The sequence below is a fragment of the Streptomyces sp. NPDC048270 genome (genome assembly GCF_040652335.1).
Taxonomy (GTDB): Bacteria; Actinomycetota; Actinomycetes; order Streptomycetales; family Streptomycetaceae; genus Streptomyces.
In genome coordinates, this window is sequence record NZ_JBEZLV010000024.1 from 18,930 (window position 1) to 33,655 (window position 14,726).

The 14,726-nt window shown below is 68.9% G+C and carries 15 protein-coding genes and 1 pseudogene; 6 read left to right on the plus strand and 10 right to left on the minus strand.

The window, feature by feature from the left end; translation table 11 throughout:
• Window positions 1-33: 33 nt before the first annotated feature.
• The 5 genes from AB0D66_RS21715 to AB0D66_RS21735 all read left to right on the plus strand — a co-directional run bounded on the left by AB0D66_RS21715 (window position 34) and on the right by AB0D66_RS21735 (window position 6,554).
• A complete protein-coding gene (locus AB0D66_RS21715) occupies window positions 34-1,590 on the plus strand; it encodes a site-specific integrase (RefSeq protein WP_362305799.1) in 1,557 nt (518 codons plus the stop codon).
• Window positions 1,587-3,341, plus strand: coding sequence for a hypothetical protein (locus AB0D66_RS21720; RefSeq protein WP_362305802.1), 1,755 nt, complete (start codon window positions 1,587-1,589; stop codon window positions 3,339-3,341). The genes AB0D66_RS21715 and AB0D66_RS21720 overlap by 4 nt, the downstream gene beginning before the upstream one ends.
• A complete protein-coding gene (locus tag AB0D66_RS21725) occupies window positions 3,338-5,458 on the plus strand; it encodes an integrase (protein WP_362305805.1) in 2,121 nt (706 codons plus the stop codon). The genes AB0D66_RS21720 and AB0D66_RS21725 overlap by 4 nt, the downstream gene beginning before the upstream one ends.
• Complete coding sequence (locus AB0D66_RS21730) at window positions 5,455-5,880, plus strand: hypothetical protein (RefSeq protein WP_362305808.1); 426 nt, start codon at window positions 5,455-5,457, stop codon at window positions 5,878-5,880. The genes AB0D66_RS21725 and AB0D66_RS21730 overlap by 4 nt, the downstream gene beginning before the upstream one ends.
• Before the next feature lie 152 nt (window positions 5,881-6,032).
• The gene (locus AB0D66_RS21735; RefSeq protein WP_362305811.1) at window positions 6,033-6,554 is read left to right on the plus strand and encodes an ATP-binding protein; all 522 of its coding nucleotides are present in this window, start codon (window positions 6,033-6,035) and stop codon (window positions 6,552-6,554) included.
• 155 nt (window positions 6,555-6,709) lie between these two features.
• Here the strand turns inward: AB0D66_RS21735 and AB0D66_RS21740 are convergent, their stop codons facing one another.
• From AB0D66_RS21740 to AB0D66_RS21750, 3 genes are read right to left on the minus strand one after another with little or no spacing between them, the layout of a single operon-like run.
• Window positions 6,710-7,696 (minus strand): aminoglycoside phosphotransferase family protein, encoded by a 987-nt coding sequence (locus AB0D66_RS21740; protein ID WP_362305814.1) that lies wholly within the window; start codon window positions 7,694-7,696, stop codon window positions 6,710-6,712.
• On the minus strand, window positions 7,677-8,588 hold the full coding sequence (gene hemC, locus AB0D66_RS21745) for a hydroxymethylbilane synthase (RefSeq protein ID WP_362305817.1): 912 nt from the start codon (window positions 8,586-8,588) through the stop codon (window positions 7,677-7,679). Before hemC ends, AB0D66_RS21740 begins: the two co-directional genes overlap by 20 nt.
• Window positions 8,585-8,794, minus strand: coding sequence for a hypothetical protein (locus AB0D66_RS21750; protein ID WP_362305820.1), 210 nt, complete (start codon window positions 8,792-8,794; stop codon window positions 8,585-8,587). The genes hemC and AB0D66_RS21750 overlap by 4 nt, the downstream gene beginning before the upstream one ends.
• 140 nt (window positions 8,795-8,934) lie before the next feature.
• Between AB0D66_RS21750 and AB0D66_RS21755 the strand changes: the two genes are divergently transcribed.
• Window positions 8,935-9,246 (plus strand): DUF6087 family protein, encoded by a 312-nt coding sequence (locus tag AB0D66_RS21755; protein ID WP_362305823.1) that lies wholly within the window; start codon window positions 8,935-8,937, stop codon window positions 9,244-9,246.
• A gap of 134 nt (window positions 9,247-9,380) precedes the next feature.
• Here the strand turns inward: AB0D66_RS21755 and AB0D66_RS21760 are convergent, their stop codons facing one another.
• The 7 genes and pseudogenes from AB0D66_RS21760 to AB0D66_RS21790 form a co-directional block, all read right to left on the minus strand.
• Window positions 9,381-10,163 (minus strand): PIG-L family deacetylase, encoded by a 783-nt coding sequence (locus tag AB0D66_RS21760; protein ID WP_362305826.1) that lies wholly within the window; start codon window positions 10,161-10,163, stop codon window positions 9,381-9,383.
• A gap of 59 nt (window positions 10,164-10,222) precedes the next feature.
• Window positions 10,223-11,383: a bifunctional class I SAM-dependent methyltransferase/NUDIX hydrolase gene (locus tag AB0D66_RS21765; protein ID WP_362305829.1), complete on the minus strand. Its 1,161-nt coding sequence runs from the start codon at window positions 11,381-11,383 to the stop codon at window positions 10,223-10,225.
• Window positions 11,274-11,906 carry a class I SAM-dependent methyltransferase gene (locus AB0D66_RS21770; protein WP_362306090.1) on the minus strand — a complete coding sequence of 211 codons (633 nt, stop codon included), beginning with the start codon at window positions 11,904-11,906 and terminating at the stop codon, window positions 11,274-11,276. Before AB0D66_RS21770 ends, AB0D66_RS21765 begins: the two co-directional genes overlap by 110 nt.
• Window positions 11,907-11,983: 77 nt before the next feature.
• Window positions 11,984-12,211, minus strand: coding sequence for a hypothetical protein (locus tag AB0D66_RS21775; RefSeq protein ID WP_362306093.1), 228 nt, complete (start codon window positions 12,209-12,211; stop codon window positions 11,984-11,986).
• A 220-nt stretch (window positions 12,212-12,431) separates the two neighbouring features.
• Window positions 12,432-13,277 (minus strand): annotated as a pseudogene (locus AB0D66_RS21780) (MFS transporter); the annotation flags it as partial.
• On the minus strand, window positions 13,274-13,747 hold the full coding sequence (locus tag AB0D66_RS21785; RefSeq protein ID WP_362305832.1) for an NUDIX domain-containing protein: 474 nt from the start codon (window positions 13,745-13,747) through the stop codon (window positions 13,274-13,276). The gene AB0D66_RS21785 and the pseudogene AB0D66_RS21780, both read right to left, overlap by 4 nt.
• Window positions 13,744-14,628, minus strand: a complete 885-nt coding sequence (locus AB0D66_RS21790; RefSeq protein ID WP_362305835.1) for a phosphotransferase — start codon at window positions 14,626-14,628, stop codon at window positions 13,744-13,746. Before AB0D66_RS21790 ends, AB0D66_RS21785 begins: the two co-directional genes overlap by 4 nt.
• Window positions 14,629-14,726 lie beyond the last annotated feature (98 nt).

Genomic DNA, 14,726 nt, shown 5'->3' on the forward strand with positions numbered 1-14,726 from the left:
GATCGACAGGGGTGGAACAGATTGAGTTGGCGTGTGTTCTGGGTGCCGCAGGACGCGGTACGGGGCGGTGTACGCAAGGCCGTACTGGAGGGGTGGGGGGACCTGCCTGTACGTGAGACTGCGGTCGCCGTACGAGCGGGGGATCCGATCTTCCTGTCGCCGGATTACCGGGTGGATCCGCTGCTGTCGTTGTACGTGCAGTCGCATCCTTTCATTCGGTACACCGCGGAGACGAAGCGGAATTACGCGACGGATATCAATCTGTTTTTGACCGCGTTGTGGGTCCGGGGGAAGTCGTGGCTGGAGGCCACGCCGAAGGACTTGGAGGACTACGAGGACTGGCGTCGGTTCGCCGTGACGAATCCGCAGCGGATCGGCGGTGCCAAGTGGGACCGGGATCTGGCCGCGCTCGCGAGCCTGTATTCGTGGGCGAAGAAGGCTGGCCATCTCACGCTGAATCCGGTGGTCATGAAGCAGGTGCTGGGCCGGAACGGCGAGGTGGTGACGGTCCCCGCCCAGCGGGCGAAGGACGCCCGGTCGAGCAACGTTCACTGGCTGACGCCGCGGACCTGGCGCCGGTGGATTGACGTCGGCCTGCGGGGCCACACCCGTGAAGGGGTGGTGGAGCCGGGCTGGGTCGGTCGGCTGGAGGACCGCAACGTCGCCTTCGTGCGGACGATCGTCTCGTCGGGCCTGCGGCTCCAGGAGGCAGCATCCCTGCTGACGTTCGAGGTCCCCAAGCGGCGGCTGGGCGGCGGCCGCTACTACCGCGGGAAGGTCGCCTCCGAGGCAACCCGGTCGAAGAAGCAGCGCACCTACTACGTCAGCTCGGACGCGGTGGGAGACATCGAGTCGTACGCCGCGTCGTCACGGGCCTGGGCGATCCGCAAGGCCCAGAAGGCGGGCCGCTACGATCGGCTACCTGAGATGCGCATGCTGATTGAGGTGACCCGGGGGCTGAAGCCGAAGGTCCGCTGGTGCGACCAGGACGGCGTGATCGGGGAACAGGAACTCGACCTGCTGACCTGGCAGGAGCGGATCCTGCTGTTCGAGGAAGGGCCGCACGGGCCAGAGCCGTTGTGGCTCTGGCTGAATGAGCGCGGGCTGCCGTTTCTGCCGTCGTCGTGGGAGAACGTCTTCCGCACGGCGAACCAGCGCTGCGAGCGAATACTCACCCCGCCCGAGCACCTGCGGCGGGACCCGCACCAGGTGTTCGCGCCCTACGCGACCGCGCACTCCGGGCGTCACAGCTTCGCCCTCTACATGTTGGTCGTCCTGAACTACCTGATGGACCAGCGGTTCGGGCTGACACCGGAGGAGCGTCGTGATTTCCGGCTGCTCTACGGCGACCCATGGCTGATGGTTCAAAATTTGTTGGGTCATTCCTCGCGGGAGACGACGGTCAAGCACTACCTTGCCCCGGTCGCGGATCTCCAGCTGCGGGCGATGCTCGCCTCTACCGACGACGCCGACCTGGCCGAAGCGCCGATGCCGGAGCTCGACGCGGTCTTCGCCCGGGTCGCGCGGGAGTCGGAGGGCATCCAAGACATCGACTCCAGTCTGGTGCCGGCGGAGGGTGGTGCGGCATGACCGGACGGGGACGCCGGGCGCCTTTGCCTCCGGCCACGCACGCTCGCCCCGAGCCGCTGGTCGACGACGGCTTGATGGTCCGTCACATCAACCGGAACGGCCGCTCGGCGGCATACGACTTCTCGACGCTCACGGTCGCCGAGCCGATGCAGCGGACGCTGGCGAAGCTCTTTGCGGCCCGATGCAAACCGCAGCTGTGGGGCGCCCACACCACCTCCAAGCAGCACTGGAAGAAGATCAAGAAGTTCACGGAATTCCTGTCCGGACTGGACCATCCGCCCCGGGACCTGGACGAGCTGACCGGCGCTGTGGTCAAGCGCTGGCGCACGAGCCAGCCCAAGACCGTCACCGGCTACAAGAACATCACCATGGTCGTGAAGCTGCTCAAGCATGATCCCCGCCTTCAGAGCGGACGCGCCGCGGACGAACTGGTACGGCGGATGGCCCAGCCCAAGAGCCGCGTCCAGTCCTACCCCGAGGCGGAGTTCGACGCGATCAAGACAGCTGCCCGGCGGATGTTCCGATCCGCATTGCTGCGGATCGAGGAGAACGCCGCGCATTTGGAGCGGTGGCGGGCCGGCGAAGTCCCTGCCGCGAGCCAGGACTGGAAGATCGGTGAGGCCCTGGATCTACTGGCCCGCACCGGCGACCTCACCTACTACACCGACAAGAACGACAAGCTGACCCTGATCAAACCGTTCCGCGAGGCCCTGGGTGGAACCAAGGCGGCGGTGACCTGGCAGCGGCTGTTCCTGTCACGGCTGGAGGCAACCGCGCTCGGAGTACTACTGCTGGCCGAGTACGGCTGGAACCTTTCGGTGATCGACCAGGCAGAGGTCCCCCGAGCAACCCCTGACCCAGGCGAGGACGGGCATCCGACTTACCGGATCCCGCTGGAGAAGTTCCGTCGCGGTGCCGGCCACCACTACGAGACGCGGAACGTCACCGACGACGGGGCCGCCTCGAAGGGACGGCTGATCACCCAGGCTCTCCAAGCCACGCGGTTCGCCCGCGCGATCGTCGAAGACCTCGCACCGGACACAAACCGCCTGATGGTCTGGCGCACGGGCCACCAATCAGAGCGAACACCGAGCCATGGGGATCGGCTACCTCCGGTCGGTCCGTTCCGTTTCGGAGTGCATGCGGCCTCCGCGAGAGAGTGGGCGGTGAGCCAAGGGCTGGGCGGATCACCGTTCCAGCGGGGCCGACGGACCGTGAACGCACTCGACCGCCGCGAACCAGGGCAGAACAGCCAGGAAACCCACGACCGGAACTACGTTCTGCCCGACAAGCAGGTTCAGGAACGCTCAGTGGAGATCATCGCCGTTGGCGCCGAGGACGCCGCCGACCGCGCTCGCAAGGCCGTCCTGATCGCACAGGTCCGCGTCCAGGCCGACCCGCTCGATCGTCAGACCGCGACGGCTGACTGCGGCGACTGGGACAACGCTGCCTACCCTTTGCCCGGTGGGGGCTGCGGCGTCCCGTCGTTCCTGGGCTGCCTGGGCTGTGAGAACGCGAAAGTGCATCCCGGCCACCATTCCCGCCTCGCCCATCTGCACCAGGCTCTCGGCAACCTGTGGTCGGTGCTGCCGCCCGAGCTCTGGGAGTCCGACTGGGGTGAGGGCCACGACCGGCTGGAGGACCTGAAGACCAAGCTCGGCCAGGGCTTGTGGTCTCAGGCCCTGGACCGGATCAGCCACGCCGACCGCGGGATCGTCGACGCACTCATCACGGGAGATCTCGACGCATGACCCTCACCCTCCTCGACGACCGCGACCCCTATGTGCTGCCCATGCCCTTCGCCGGCAGCCCGGTTGTCGCCGATCACCTCGTCGTCGATCTCCACGCCCACCTCAACGCCCGCTACAGCGACAGCATCTGGCCGCTGGCACCGCTCACGGACAACCCCAGCGCGATGAAACTCGCCCTGCACTGGCGAAACTGTCCGCAGATGTTCCAGGAGGAAGTACGGCTCACGTCCTGGACCCTGATCAACGGGACTCTTCGGCCGTCGTTTCTGAAGGACCGCAGCACGAAGATGCGAAGCCGTCTCAGCGTCGCGGGCACACACACCACCGTGGTCGAGTGGATGCGGCTGGCCCGATGGCTCGTCGAGCGCGACATCCACACCCTCACCAGGTGCGACAGCCAGGTGCTCCACGAGTACGGCCTGCACATCCGCGCCGGCGGCCGCGAGCGGGCTCGGACCGTGCTCAACGCTCTGACCCGGTTCTGGGCCTTCGATGAGCTCAGTGCACAGCCGGCCGGAATGGGACGGCCGCCTTGGGACGAGTTCGGGGCCGACGACTACCTGCCCGCCGCAACTTCCCGGGGCGGGGAGAACACCACCGAGGTCCTGGCCGAGCAGACCATGGGACCACTGCTGGTCTGGGCGATCCGTATGGTCGACGACTTCGCCGACGACATCCTGGCGGCCTGGCAGGAGAGGCAGCGGCTGGTCACCGCCGCCCGCTCCAACCCCGCCAACCAGGTCGGCAAGGAGGCCCTGGACGCTCTCCTCACACCGTTGATCAAGGCCGGGGCGCCGTTGCCGACCACGTCCATCCGCGGCCACGTCACCCTGGCCCGCTACTACGTCGGCGGCCTGACCGGCGCATCCAAGGGTCACATCCAGGAATTCGTTGACCGTCACCGGATAACGGACCTGGCGCCGCAGCGTCCCGGTCCATGCCCCATGGACTCGCCGGTGACCGGCCGGATCGCGGACCGACCTTGGCGGGAGGCGATGGACTTCAACGAGACCGTCACCCTGATGCGGCATCTCGGTACGGCCGCCTTCGTCGTCCTGTCGTATTTGACTGGAATGCGCCCCGGGGAGGTTCTCGGCCTGCGGACCGGCTGCTGCCCTGACCCGGAACCCGGCCCCGACGGCAAGGGCGGACGGCACCTGATCCGCGGCAACGAATACAAGACCGCGATCGACGAGGAAGGCAACCACCGATCTGCCGGCTCCGAGCGGGAGGTCCCCTGGGTCGCCATCGCCCCGGTCGTCCACGCGATCCGTGTCCTTGAGCGCATGGTTCCCGACGGGCACTTGCTGTTCGACCACAATGCTCACGAACTGCACAGGCCCCTCCAGGACACCGGCTCGCTCAAGCCCCAGGCCATGCGGACCCGGATCGAGGCGTTCGTCGAGTGGGCCAACCAGGAGGCCGTCCGCCACCAGACCGGTGACGTCATCGCGCCGGACCCGCACGGCAGGATCGGCATCAAGCGTTTCCGCAGGTCGCTGGCCTGGCACATCGCCCGTCGCCCCGGCGGGCTGGTCGCCCTCGCCATCCAATACGGGCACCTGCGGACAGCCTTCGTCACTGAGGGGTACGCAGCCCGCAGCCGGAACGGCATCCACGAGCTCATCGACATCGAGACCGTCCGCGCGGTCGCCGACACCGTCGCCGACCTCCACGATGACCTCGAAGCGGGTGGCGGTGTCTCCGGACCCGCCGCACGACGCGCGATCAACGCTGCGGCCCAGGCCCCGCAGTTCACCGGGACGATCATCACGGCCACCACCGCCCGGCGGCTGCTGGCTAACGAGGACGCCCTGCTCTATGACAACCCGCATGCTCTCCTGCTCTGCCACTACCGGCGCGAGCAGGCCCTCTGCCACCGCGGCATCCCGCGGGAGAACCCCAGCCTCGATCACTGCGTCGCCGGCTGCGGCAACATCGTCCGCACCGACCAGCACGCCGCCCAACTCCGCGAACGCGCTAACACCTTGGACAGACGGGCCGAGTTCGTTCCCCAGCCGCTGGCCGAGCGGCTCCGCAAGAACGCCGCCCGGCTGCGGGCCCTCGCCGATCAGCACGACCAGACCCGAATCACCTTTGAGAAGGACACCACGTGAGCCCAGCCCTTGACGAACGCGACCGCATCCGAGCCGCGATGGACCGCATCCTGTCCGGCAAACCCGAGCACTCCAACGGCGCCCTCACCATCGTCGCCCTGGCCCAGGAAGCCGGCGTCCCCAGGAACGCGCTCACCCAGCGGCACCTGGACCTGAAGAACGAGTTCTACGACCACGTCCACCAGCGCGGGGCCATGAACGACACCGAGGCCCGGCTGAGGGCCACGATCACCAAGCTCAAGAAGACGATCGGCAACAAAAACAAGGAGCTGGAACAGCTCCGCGCGGACATCCCCGCACTCGTCCGCACCGTCAACCAGCTCACGCTGGAGAACCAGCAGCTTCGCCGGGCTCTTCAAGGGTCCCAGGGCAAGGTCGTCCCGTTCGTCCGGCCACCACGTGCGACTCTTCGAGATAGGTGACACCTTATCTCGGTGGTTGACGCCACCCTGGCAGGCACCCGAATTCCGGCGCCGATGAGACTCCGAACCTGTACCGGTCGGTCTTCTGTCGTGCCCGTTCTGTGACGTGATCGGCACGGGTCCGCGGCCCACACACCGCTAGCGTCGAGCCCATGATCGTATGGCTCAACGGTACCCATGGCGCAGGCAAGACGACGACCAGTCCACTCGTGCAGCAGCTGATCCCTGATTCGCGGGTGTTCGACGCCGAGAAGGTCGGCGAGACACTCATGGACATCACGCCAGGGCTGCCGGCGACAGACAACTTCCAGCACTGGCCGCCGTGGCGGCCGCTCGTAGTCGAGACCGCCCGCCACGTACTCGATTACACCGGTGGCACTCTGGTGGTGCCCATGACTGTCCTGGTGGAGCAGTACTGGCGCGAGATCAGCACGGGCCTCGCCCAACATGACATTCCCGTACGGCACTTCGTTCTCCACGCTGACCGGGACACCCTCCGCGGGCGCATCGAGGGGGACACTCTTATGGGCCCCTCTGTATTCCGTCTCAAATACCTCGAGCCCTACGCTGAGGCGGCCCGCACGTGGCTACACGGTGAGGCCGAGGTTGTCGACACCACGCACCTCACGCCCGCCCAGGCCGCCCTGCAGATCGCAGAGGCCGTCAAGACTTGAGGTCCGCCCGCCACGGGAAAACAGCAGCAGGTGGTAACAAGGAACGACCTTCCGGCGCCCAGTAGAGCGATCAAACCGGCCAGCGACCCCAGGCCAGCCCATCACTGCAGTGTCACCTATCTCGAAAACTCGCACCACGGCCCTGACCGGTGTCGTCATCGCAGTTCGGCCATGACCGCGGTCACGTCCGCATAGCTCTCCGCGAGCCCTTCGACGCGACCGGTCCTCTTCCGTTCCAGACGAATCGCACCAAGATGCATGACTCGATAGATCAGCCTGCGGCGGACGGCGGCAGGTTCGGCGCTGAGCGGTCCATAGCTCGTCCAGAACACGTCCCTCTCGGGGCTCGTCCGCCGCGACGCCATGAAGATGGTCCAGTCAGCGTCTCTGGGTCCCCAGGTCGCACGATCAAAGTCGATGACGCCGGTGATTGTCAGTGGGCCGTCGCACTCTCGGACCAGGCAGTTGATCGTGAACAGGTCTCCGGTCAGGAGCCTCGGTTCGGTGACTTCGTCGAGGAGTGACCGGTTCTTCTCCGCGATGGCCGCAGCCTCCCGAACGTCGCGGGCGTCCAGGCCGGCGTCCTCCAGGTCGGCCGCAGTGTCCTGGAGGACGGCGATGACGGCATCGCTCCAGCGGCTGAACCCGGGGCCCGTGATCGGCCCGAAGTGTGGCCCGCGGACGTCATGGACCTGCCGGGTGATGGCGCCGAGCTGGCCGAAGAACCGCCCCCACTCGGCTCGCGGACGGATCTTCAGCCCCTCCGGGGCCGGGACGCCGGGAAGCAGGCTCTGGATCATCCAGTCGCGGCCGATGATCTGGTGGGTGAAGTCGACGGCCAGGATCCGGGGCAGCAACGACGAGATCGGCGCGAGGAACGGCTGCACGGCGTGTTCATTCCGCATCAGCTCGCGCTCAATGCGGCTTTGCCGGGAGGGCTCCGGGGCCACCCGCAAGATCGTGGGCTGTTCTCCGGCAAATTCAACTCGATAAGTGTTGTTATACATTCCGCCGTCGAGTTCCACGGCGGACACAACTTGATGGTCACTGCCGAAGGCACGGCGGCACATCCTCTGCACTTGCTCGGCCGAGACCGACTGCTGAAAAGCACCCCGCGGCCGTTCAAGCTGGTGAAATTCCACGGCACCCCCTCGCACGTCGTCCGGACACCGGCTGCCCCCTCGTGACTCGCCGGTTCCGACCAACGGTCGCTGGTCGCCGAGGCTGCAGTCTGCACCGCTGGACCGCCCCGCTGCAGGCGACAGCCAGATCTCGACAGGCTGACTTGACAGGGAAAGCGAGGGCCGCGCGTTCGGCGTCGAAGAGTGTGCGGGTGGGGGCGTGGGTGAGGGGGGCGAGGAGAGCCCGGGTGGTGTGGTCATCGGCGCGATGCTCGATGACGACGATCCCGGCGCCCGCCGCCGGCAGCCACACCGCCAGATCCAGGATCTGCGCGGCCCGGTCAGCGAGGTTCAGGCGGCGCAGTCCGGCCAGCGCGGCGATCATCGCGTCCGCTCCCATCGTCCGCTCGTCCAGAGCGCGCAGACGGGTGTCCGCGTTCCCCCGGATTGGCACGGGGACAAGCCGGGGGTAGAGGGCCTTTAGGAGAGCGGCCCGGCGAGGTGCGCTGGTGCCGACGCGGGTGCCGGGCGGTAGGTCGGCCAGGGTGGTGGGTGGCTGGCCGGCGGGCAGGACGAGGACGTCGGCCACGTCCTCGCGGGGCAAGACCGCTCCGGCAACGATCCCAGGGGCCCGGTCATGGGGACCGGGGATGTCCTTGGCGCAGGCGATCGTCGCCTCGATACGGCCGTCAAGGAGGTACTGGTCGGCCCGGCGGGTGAAAGCACCCTTCCCGCCGATCTCCGCGAGCGGGCCGCGGTGCTGGTCGCCTTCGGAGGTGATCTCCAGGACTTCGAGGTCGAGGTCGGGGTACTGGAGGCGCAGGGCCCGGGCGAAGCGGCCGGTCTGCTCCATGGCCATGGGGCTGGGCCGGGTGCCCAACCGGAATGACTTGGTGGTCGTGCTGAAAGTCATCGCGCATCGCTTTCCGGTACGAGGGCCGGGCCTCCGTGGGCCCAGAGGTGGTGGGGGAGGGCCCGCTGGAGGGTCTCATCAGGGGTGAGGGCGGTGGTGTCGATGGCGTTCCCGACGTGGTGGAGCCAGGTGACGGCGGCCACCCTGTAGGCGGCGGTGTGCGGGCGCTTCCCGCCGCCGAACGGCCCGCTGAGCCAGATGATCACCACCAGCTTTCTCTCTCAGGTCCTTCGCTCTGCCCAACGCCGGGGAAAGCGGCATCGTCACGCCGCAGCCAGCCCTGAAGGCCCCTCTCACTGCTTTCCGTTACGCCCGCGGCGAGACGATTTCTGGAAGGCTGCTGACTGTGACCGAAGAGCCATTTGAAGAGTGGGCCGTGAACTTCCTGGCCCGGCAGGCCGCCCGCGTCGGCACGCTGCGAGCCTTGCCGATAGACGGATCCGCTGGCCGGGGCGCGCACGTCAATCCGACCGCGCCCCGGCTGATGGCCCGCTGGGACGGATACCGGTGGGTGCCCGAGACAGTGGCCGCCGACTATGCCGCTGCCCAGCGGATGCTCCATGGGATCAGCGCGGCGCAGGCTGAGCCGGCCTCCGCCCCGCCTGCGCAAGTCCTGTCGAGGCCAACCGGCCGTCACCGCAAGCCGCCAGCCCCGTAGCCGGCCCTGACGGGTGCGGAGCCTCAGCGCTATGAACGGGTTCCCGGCGAATCAGGCGGCCTTGGGCGTTCGCGAGCCGTCACCTCCGCCCTCCGGCACGCCGGCCTTTTGATCCGAGGGAACCCGGTGGCATGTCACACGGTGAGCTGTCGCTGCCCACCCGGCCCAGGCGCGGCATCGAGACGGGTGTAGAACTCCGTCGCGATGATCGACTCCCGTGCCGGGGCTGACAGGCGGGCCAGGATTCCAGGGAGGGGCCGCTCCCGTGCCGCTTCGCTGCGGTGAGCCAAGATCGCGGCCATCTTCTGCTCCGACCAGGCGGTCACGTCGACCGTCGCGGTGACGTGCTCGTCCGGCACGCTCAGCACCTGCTTCCCCACTGCCGCGAGGAGCGCGCCGAGCTCGCCCACCCCCGAGTGCGGGTGCGTGGCCGCGTACAAGGCGGCGGGCTGCCAGGGCGCTCCCGCCTGCGGGTAGCGGTGTTCGAGGCCCGCGGCGTGGAAGGCGATGACGGTGGCCTGGTGGGTGCGGACGTGATCAGGGTGACCCGTCAGCTGACCGTAGGCGTCGTGGGTGATGATGACTTGTGGCTTCACCGCACGGATGTGCGCGACGATCCCTTCCACCACCTCGTCCAGCGGGGCGTCGCACAGCCGGGGCCGGCCGGGCGCGGAGTGGGGGACTCGGGCGTCGGCGAGGCCGAGCATCCGCGGTTTCCCGGCGCCCAGGATGGCCAGGGCGTCGGCGAGCTCGTCGGCCCGGTGGCTGTCGGGGGCCCAGGTGGCGGTGACCAGGGCAGTTGCCGCGCGTGCTGCCGCGTGCTGCGCGAGAACGCCGCCGGCCAAGAGGGACTCGTCGTCCGGGTGTCCGAAGACTCCCAGAAGGGACGGCAGGGATGAAGAACGCGCTGGTGTCACGGTAGGTGGTGCCTTCCTCGAGGTCGTGGTGTGAGACGCGCGGCCGGTGGGATCGCTCCCTAGGCGCGGTCGGCGGCCTTGTATGCCAGGAAGCCGGCGGGCGCGTGGTCGATGCGGAGTGTCGGATCCCATGCCGTCAGGCACTGCGCGCTCGGCACGAACAGAGGCTGGGGCAGCGCGTCCCGGGGCCAGAACTTCCAGGCCCCGATGGTCTCTTCGCACTGCAGCGGTACACCGGACCACCGGGTCACCAGGACGGGCACCGTCACCCGGACGATGTCACCCACCCGGGCCAGGAGGGTGCCCAGCACGACGGTGTCGGCGACATCGGCCACGATGCCGGCTTCCTCGTGGAGTTCGCGTACGGCGGCCTCGGTGAAGGTCTCGCCGGGTTCAACCGATCCACCCGGCAATTCGAAAGTTCCACGACGGTGTTGGCCCAGCAGGACACCATCCGGCCCGTGGATGATCACGCCGACTCCCACGAACGCGCGTGGAGGCGGTGGAGTACTGGTGCGCTGGCGGCTCGGCACCCTCTGCGGGCGCCGGACCTCGTACAACCGATAGGAGGCGGCATTGTCCGGCTGCGGGGCATCGATCGCCGCCACCTTCTCCACGGCGAGGCCGTGCCCGGTCAACAGGTCCTCCCACAATTGGTGTGTCAGGACCCACATGTGGACGGGATGGACCTCGGTGGTCCCGGGCAGCCGCAAGTCCTCGGGGCGTGGGGCGACTGCCGTCGACGGGCCAGCGCCGCTCGAGTTGGTGTGCAGCGCGGAGAACACGACTCGACCGCCGGGCTTGATGGCGTTGGCCAGCGCGGGAAGGAGCCGGTTCGGGTCCAGGTAGGGCACGCCGTTGACGGAGTAGATCAGGTCGTAGGGGGCCGCGTCCTGCAGGTGGGCGACGGCATCGGCGCAGACGAAGTGGAGCCCGCGGGTGTGCGGGTATCGGTTGAGGGCGCGCTCGTGCTGGGTGGGAGAGGCGTCCACGGCGGTGACCTCGGCGCCCAGAGCGGCCAGGCGCGCGGCGTGCCGGCCCAATCCGCTGCCGAGGTCGAGGACGCGAAGCCCCCTCACGTCCCCAAGGCTCTCGATGCCGGGCCCGATGTCAGCGATGCCCCAGTCCCACCGCTCGATCTCCGGCAGGTCCGGGCACACGGTCAGTTGGTGCGCCCCGTAGGTGGTCCACACTCCGGCGGTCTGCTTCTCGATGTCCATCAACATGTCCTCCAGCAGGATGGGGGCGGTCAGGGGTGCAAGGCGTAGCAGCGGAGCACGTCAAGGTCATGGGTCCGGACGGCGGACCAGCCCGCGGTAGGATCTCGGCCTCGGCCGGGCTGATCCAGAGGCCCTGGAGCGGGGCGGCGTCCTTCCGGCGGCCGGCAATCTCGGCGACCACCCAGAAGACCCCGCCGGGTACCAGAAGGCGGCGGACGCGGTTGACGAACGCCCCCTTGTCGTCGAGCCACCGGTAGACCAGACGGCAGGTGATGACCGCGTACGCGGGCTCCGGTAGGACGGCCTTGTCGGCCCCGATGTCGGTGCACCTCCACAACGGCCCGGTCGCGTCCGCTGAGCCTGCCGCGGCCGCGAGGGCGAGGGCGGTGGGGGAACAGTCGATTCCGGTGGCGCGGTATCCGAGTTGGTGATGGAGATGGCGGGTCAAAGCGCCGTCACCGCAGCCGATGTCGAGGGCCGGTCGACCCCGGCCGGGTCCGAGATGCGCCTCCAGCAGCCGCATCTCGGCTTCGTCGACCTGCCGGTACTGGCGGCCCTGCGCACAGAGCGGTTCCCAGTACGCGGCGGTCGCCGTGGTCGTCACGAGGCTCCTTCGCGGGCGGACGGCAGCGCTGATTGTGCAGGTGGGGCGGGCATGGCCCGCATCGCGCGGACGGGGGAGAGGAGCAGGAGGGCTACCGGTACGAGTTGGAAGAGTGCGCCGGCCGTGAGGGTGGTGTGCAGGCCGAGGCAGAGGACCAGGGTGCCGGCGGCCGCGGCGGCGAGCGGACGGGCCCCGGCGGTCACCGTGGTGCTTGCGGCCTGCATCCGCCCCTGGAAACGCGGGTCGCACAGGGTCTGTCTGAGGGACCTCTGGCTCGTCCCGGAGGCCGTCGCCCAGAACAACTGCGCGGCCAGGACCAGGGCAAGGGTGATCTGCCATCGCAGCCCGGCCCCGGCGAGGAGGAGGGGCCTGGGCCAGGGGACTGACGGCGAATCCGACGAGGATCGTCGGCCCGATGCCGATTCGGGAGGCGATCCTCGGCGCGAGGAGGGCTCCGGCCAGGCTGCCGACGCCACCGACCCCCATGATCATTCCGAATGCCGTCGGGGTGACCTCCAGGACGGTGAGGAGGTAGTACGCCCAGTACGTGTTCATAATCGCCAGCCCGAAGCTGAGCGTGGACAGTGCCACGATCACCGTGCGGATCGTCGGCTGCCCGGCCACGTAGCGCAGTCCCTCGTGGATGTCCCGCGCGAGGCTTCGGCGGCCTTGCGGTCGCGGGGCGGTCGGCTCGGGTGTGCGGATGCGCCACACGAGGAACGCGGAGACGAGATAGGACAGGACATCGACGAGGACCGAGCGGGCCGCTCCGACGGCGCCGATCAGCGCGGCGCCGATGTTGTTTCCCGCACTGTCGGCGACCGACGAGGCAGCACCGAGGCGGGAGTTCGCGCGCTGGAGCAGGCTGGGTTCGACGAGAACGGGCAGATAGCTGATGGATGCCGCCCCATGCACGACCTCGGCAATGCCGAGGACTATGGCGACCACGTACAGCTGGCCGATGGCGAGCACGCCGCCCACGGCGGCGGCCGGGATGGTCACGAGGGCTGCCGCGGCTGCGATATCGGCGCCGATCACCTGGGGACGCTTCGCGTACCGGTCCGAGAGCGCGCCGGCCAAGAGCGCCCCGATGGCGTTCGGCAGCTGTCCGAGGAAGGCGAGCACGGCGACCTGGGTGGTGGAGGCGTGGAGCTCCAGCACGGCCAGGGTGGGGATGGCGACGGCGCTGACCGCCGATCGTGACAGACTCGCGCACTCGCTGCCGACCAGTAGACGTAGGTCCGGCGAGGTCTTCCTCGGGCGCTTCGATGTCTGGGCGGAGGCGGTCACTGGTCTTCACCGCCCAGCAGCTCGGGGGCGGTGACGTTGCCGTAGAGCTGGGCGGAGACGAAGTGGGCGAAGACCGCATGGGTGAAGGGGTGGCAGTCGGCCGGCGGGGCTGCCGGATCCACCCACACCAGCTCGACGTGGGTGTCGGGTTCCCGGTTGCAGGGGATGCCCTCCCACCGCGGCGCGGTGAAGACGATGCCGATCACCCGCTCGCCGTCCACGGCGTGGAAGTGGTGCAGTTGGGAGAACTGCAGGAGGTCCGGGGCGACGTGGATGCCGACTTCCTCGGCGAGCTCGCGCGCCGCACCTTCGGTGAGGAACTCGCCGGCCTCCAGCCGTCCGCCGATGACGGTGAGCATCCCGGGGGAGTGCCACGAGGTCGCCTGGTGCCGGACGGTCAAGACCTTCCCGTCGTCGGGACGCTGGAGCAGGACCATGACGTTGCCAACGCTCCGGTGCACAGCGCTCATGCCCAGCCCTCCCTCATGAGCTGGTCCAGGGTCCGCCGGCCCCGGGCAGTGACCATCTCGTCGCCGTTGTCGGGGCCCCAGGCCAGGCAGTTGACCGCGTCCAGCGCGGTCAGACAGCGCAGGGCCTGCTGTTCGGCGTCGGTGAGGGTACGCCCGTACGATTGGAGGAAGGCCTTCTTCCGGTCGGGGTGGTCGACCCACTGGGTCGCCGAGAGGATGACGAGGTCCTGGACGCGGGCGGCCGGCCGACTCCGTTCGAAGTCCACGAGCGCGAGCCCTGCCTCGGACCACAGCCAGTTCCTCGGCTGGTTGTCCCCGTGGATGTAGCCGAGGGGCACCGGGCCGACGCGGCGCAGCCGGGCGGTGTGGTCGCGGATCAGCTGCTGCTCGTCCCCGGTGAGCCGGTCCCCGGCGCGAGCCAGGTACGTCTCCGCTCCGTCGGCGGCAGCCCCCAGGGATGCCTCAGCTTCGGCCCGGTCGGTACGGTTGAGTGCTCCGGCCTCGTGGAGCCGGGCGCACAGCGCCCCGGCCTGCCGGTGTACGGCCCGCCAGTCACCAGCGGCCAGGTCGAGGTCCTTCGCCGGGACGCCGGGCACCGCGGTGAGCAGCAGGACGAGGTCCTGGGCACGGCTGTCGAGGAGGCTGGGCGCCCGGCTGTGCCCGAGGGCGGGCACGACATGGCGGTATGCCCGGGTCTCGCGGGTGAAGAACTTCTCGCTCGGCGAGACCTTCACGTACCGGTGCACCCCGTCCGCACCCTCCAACTCCCACACCCGGGAGCGGTCCCAGTTGTGCGAGGCGTCGCGAACGGACACGACGGGCCCGACCCGCTGCTCCGCCCATTCCTGCACCGCCGCGGGCAGCGGCTTCGTCTGCCTCATCCGGCGGACCTCCTGCTCGGGTGAGCGGACTCCATAGGGCAGGGCCCATGGCCATCGGATGCGGTAAGGCGGGGGAACACGGGTCCTCCTTGGTGGGT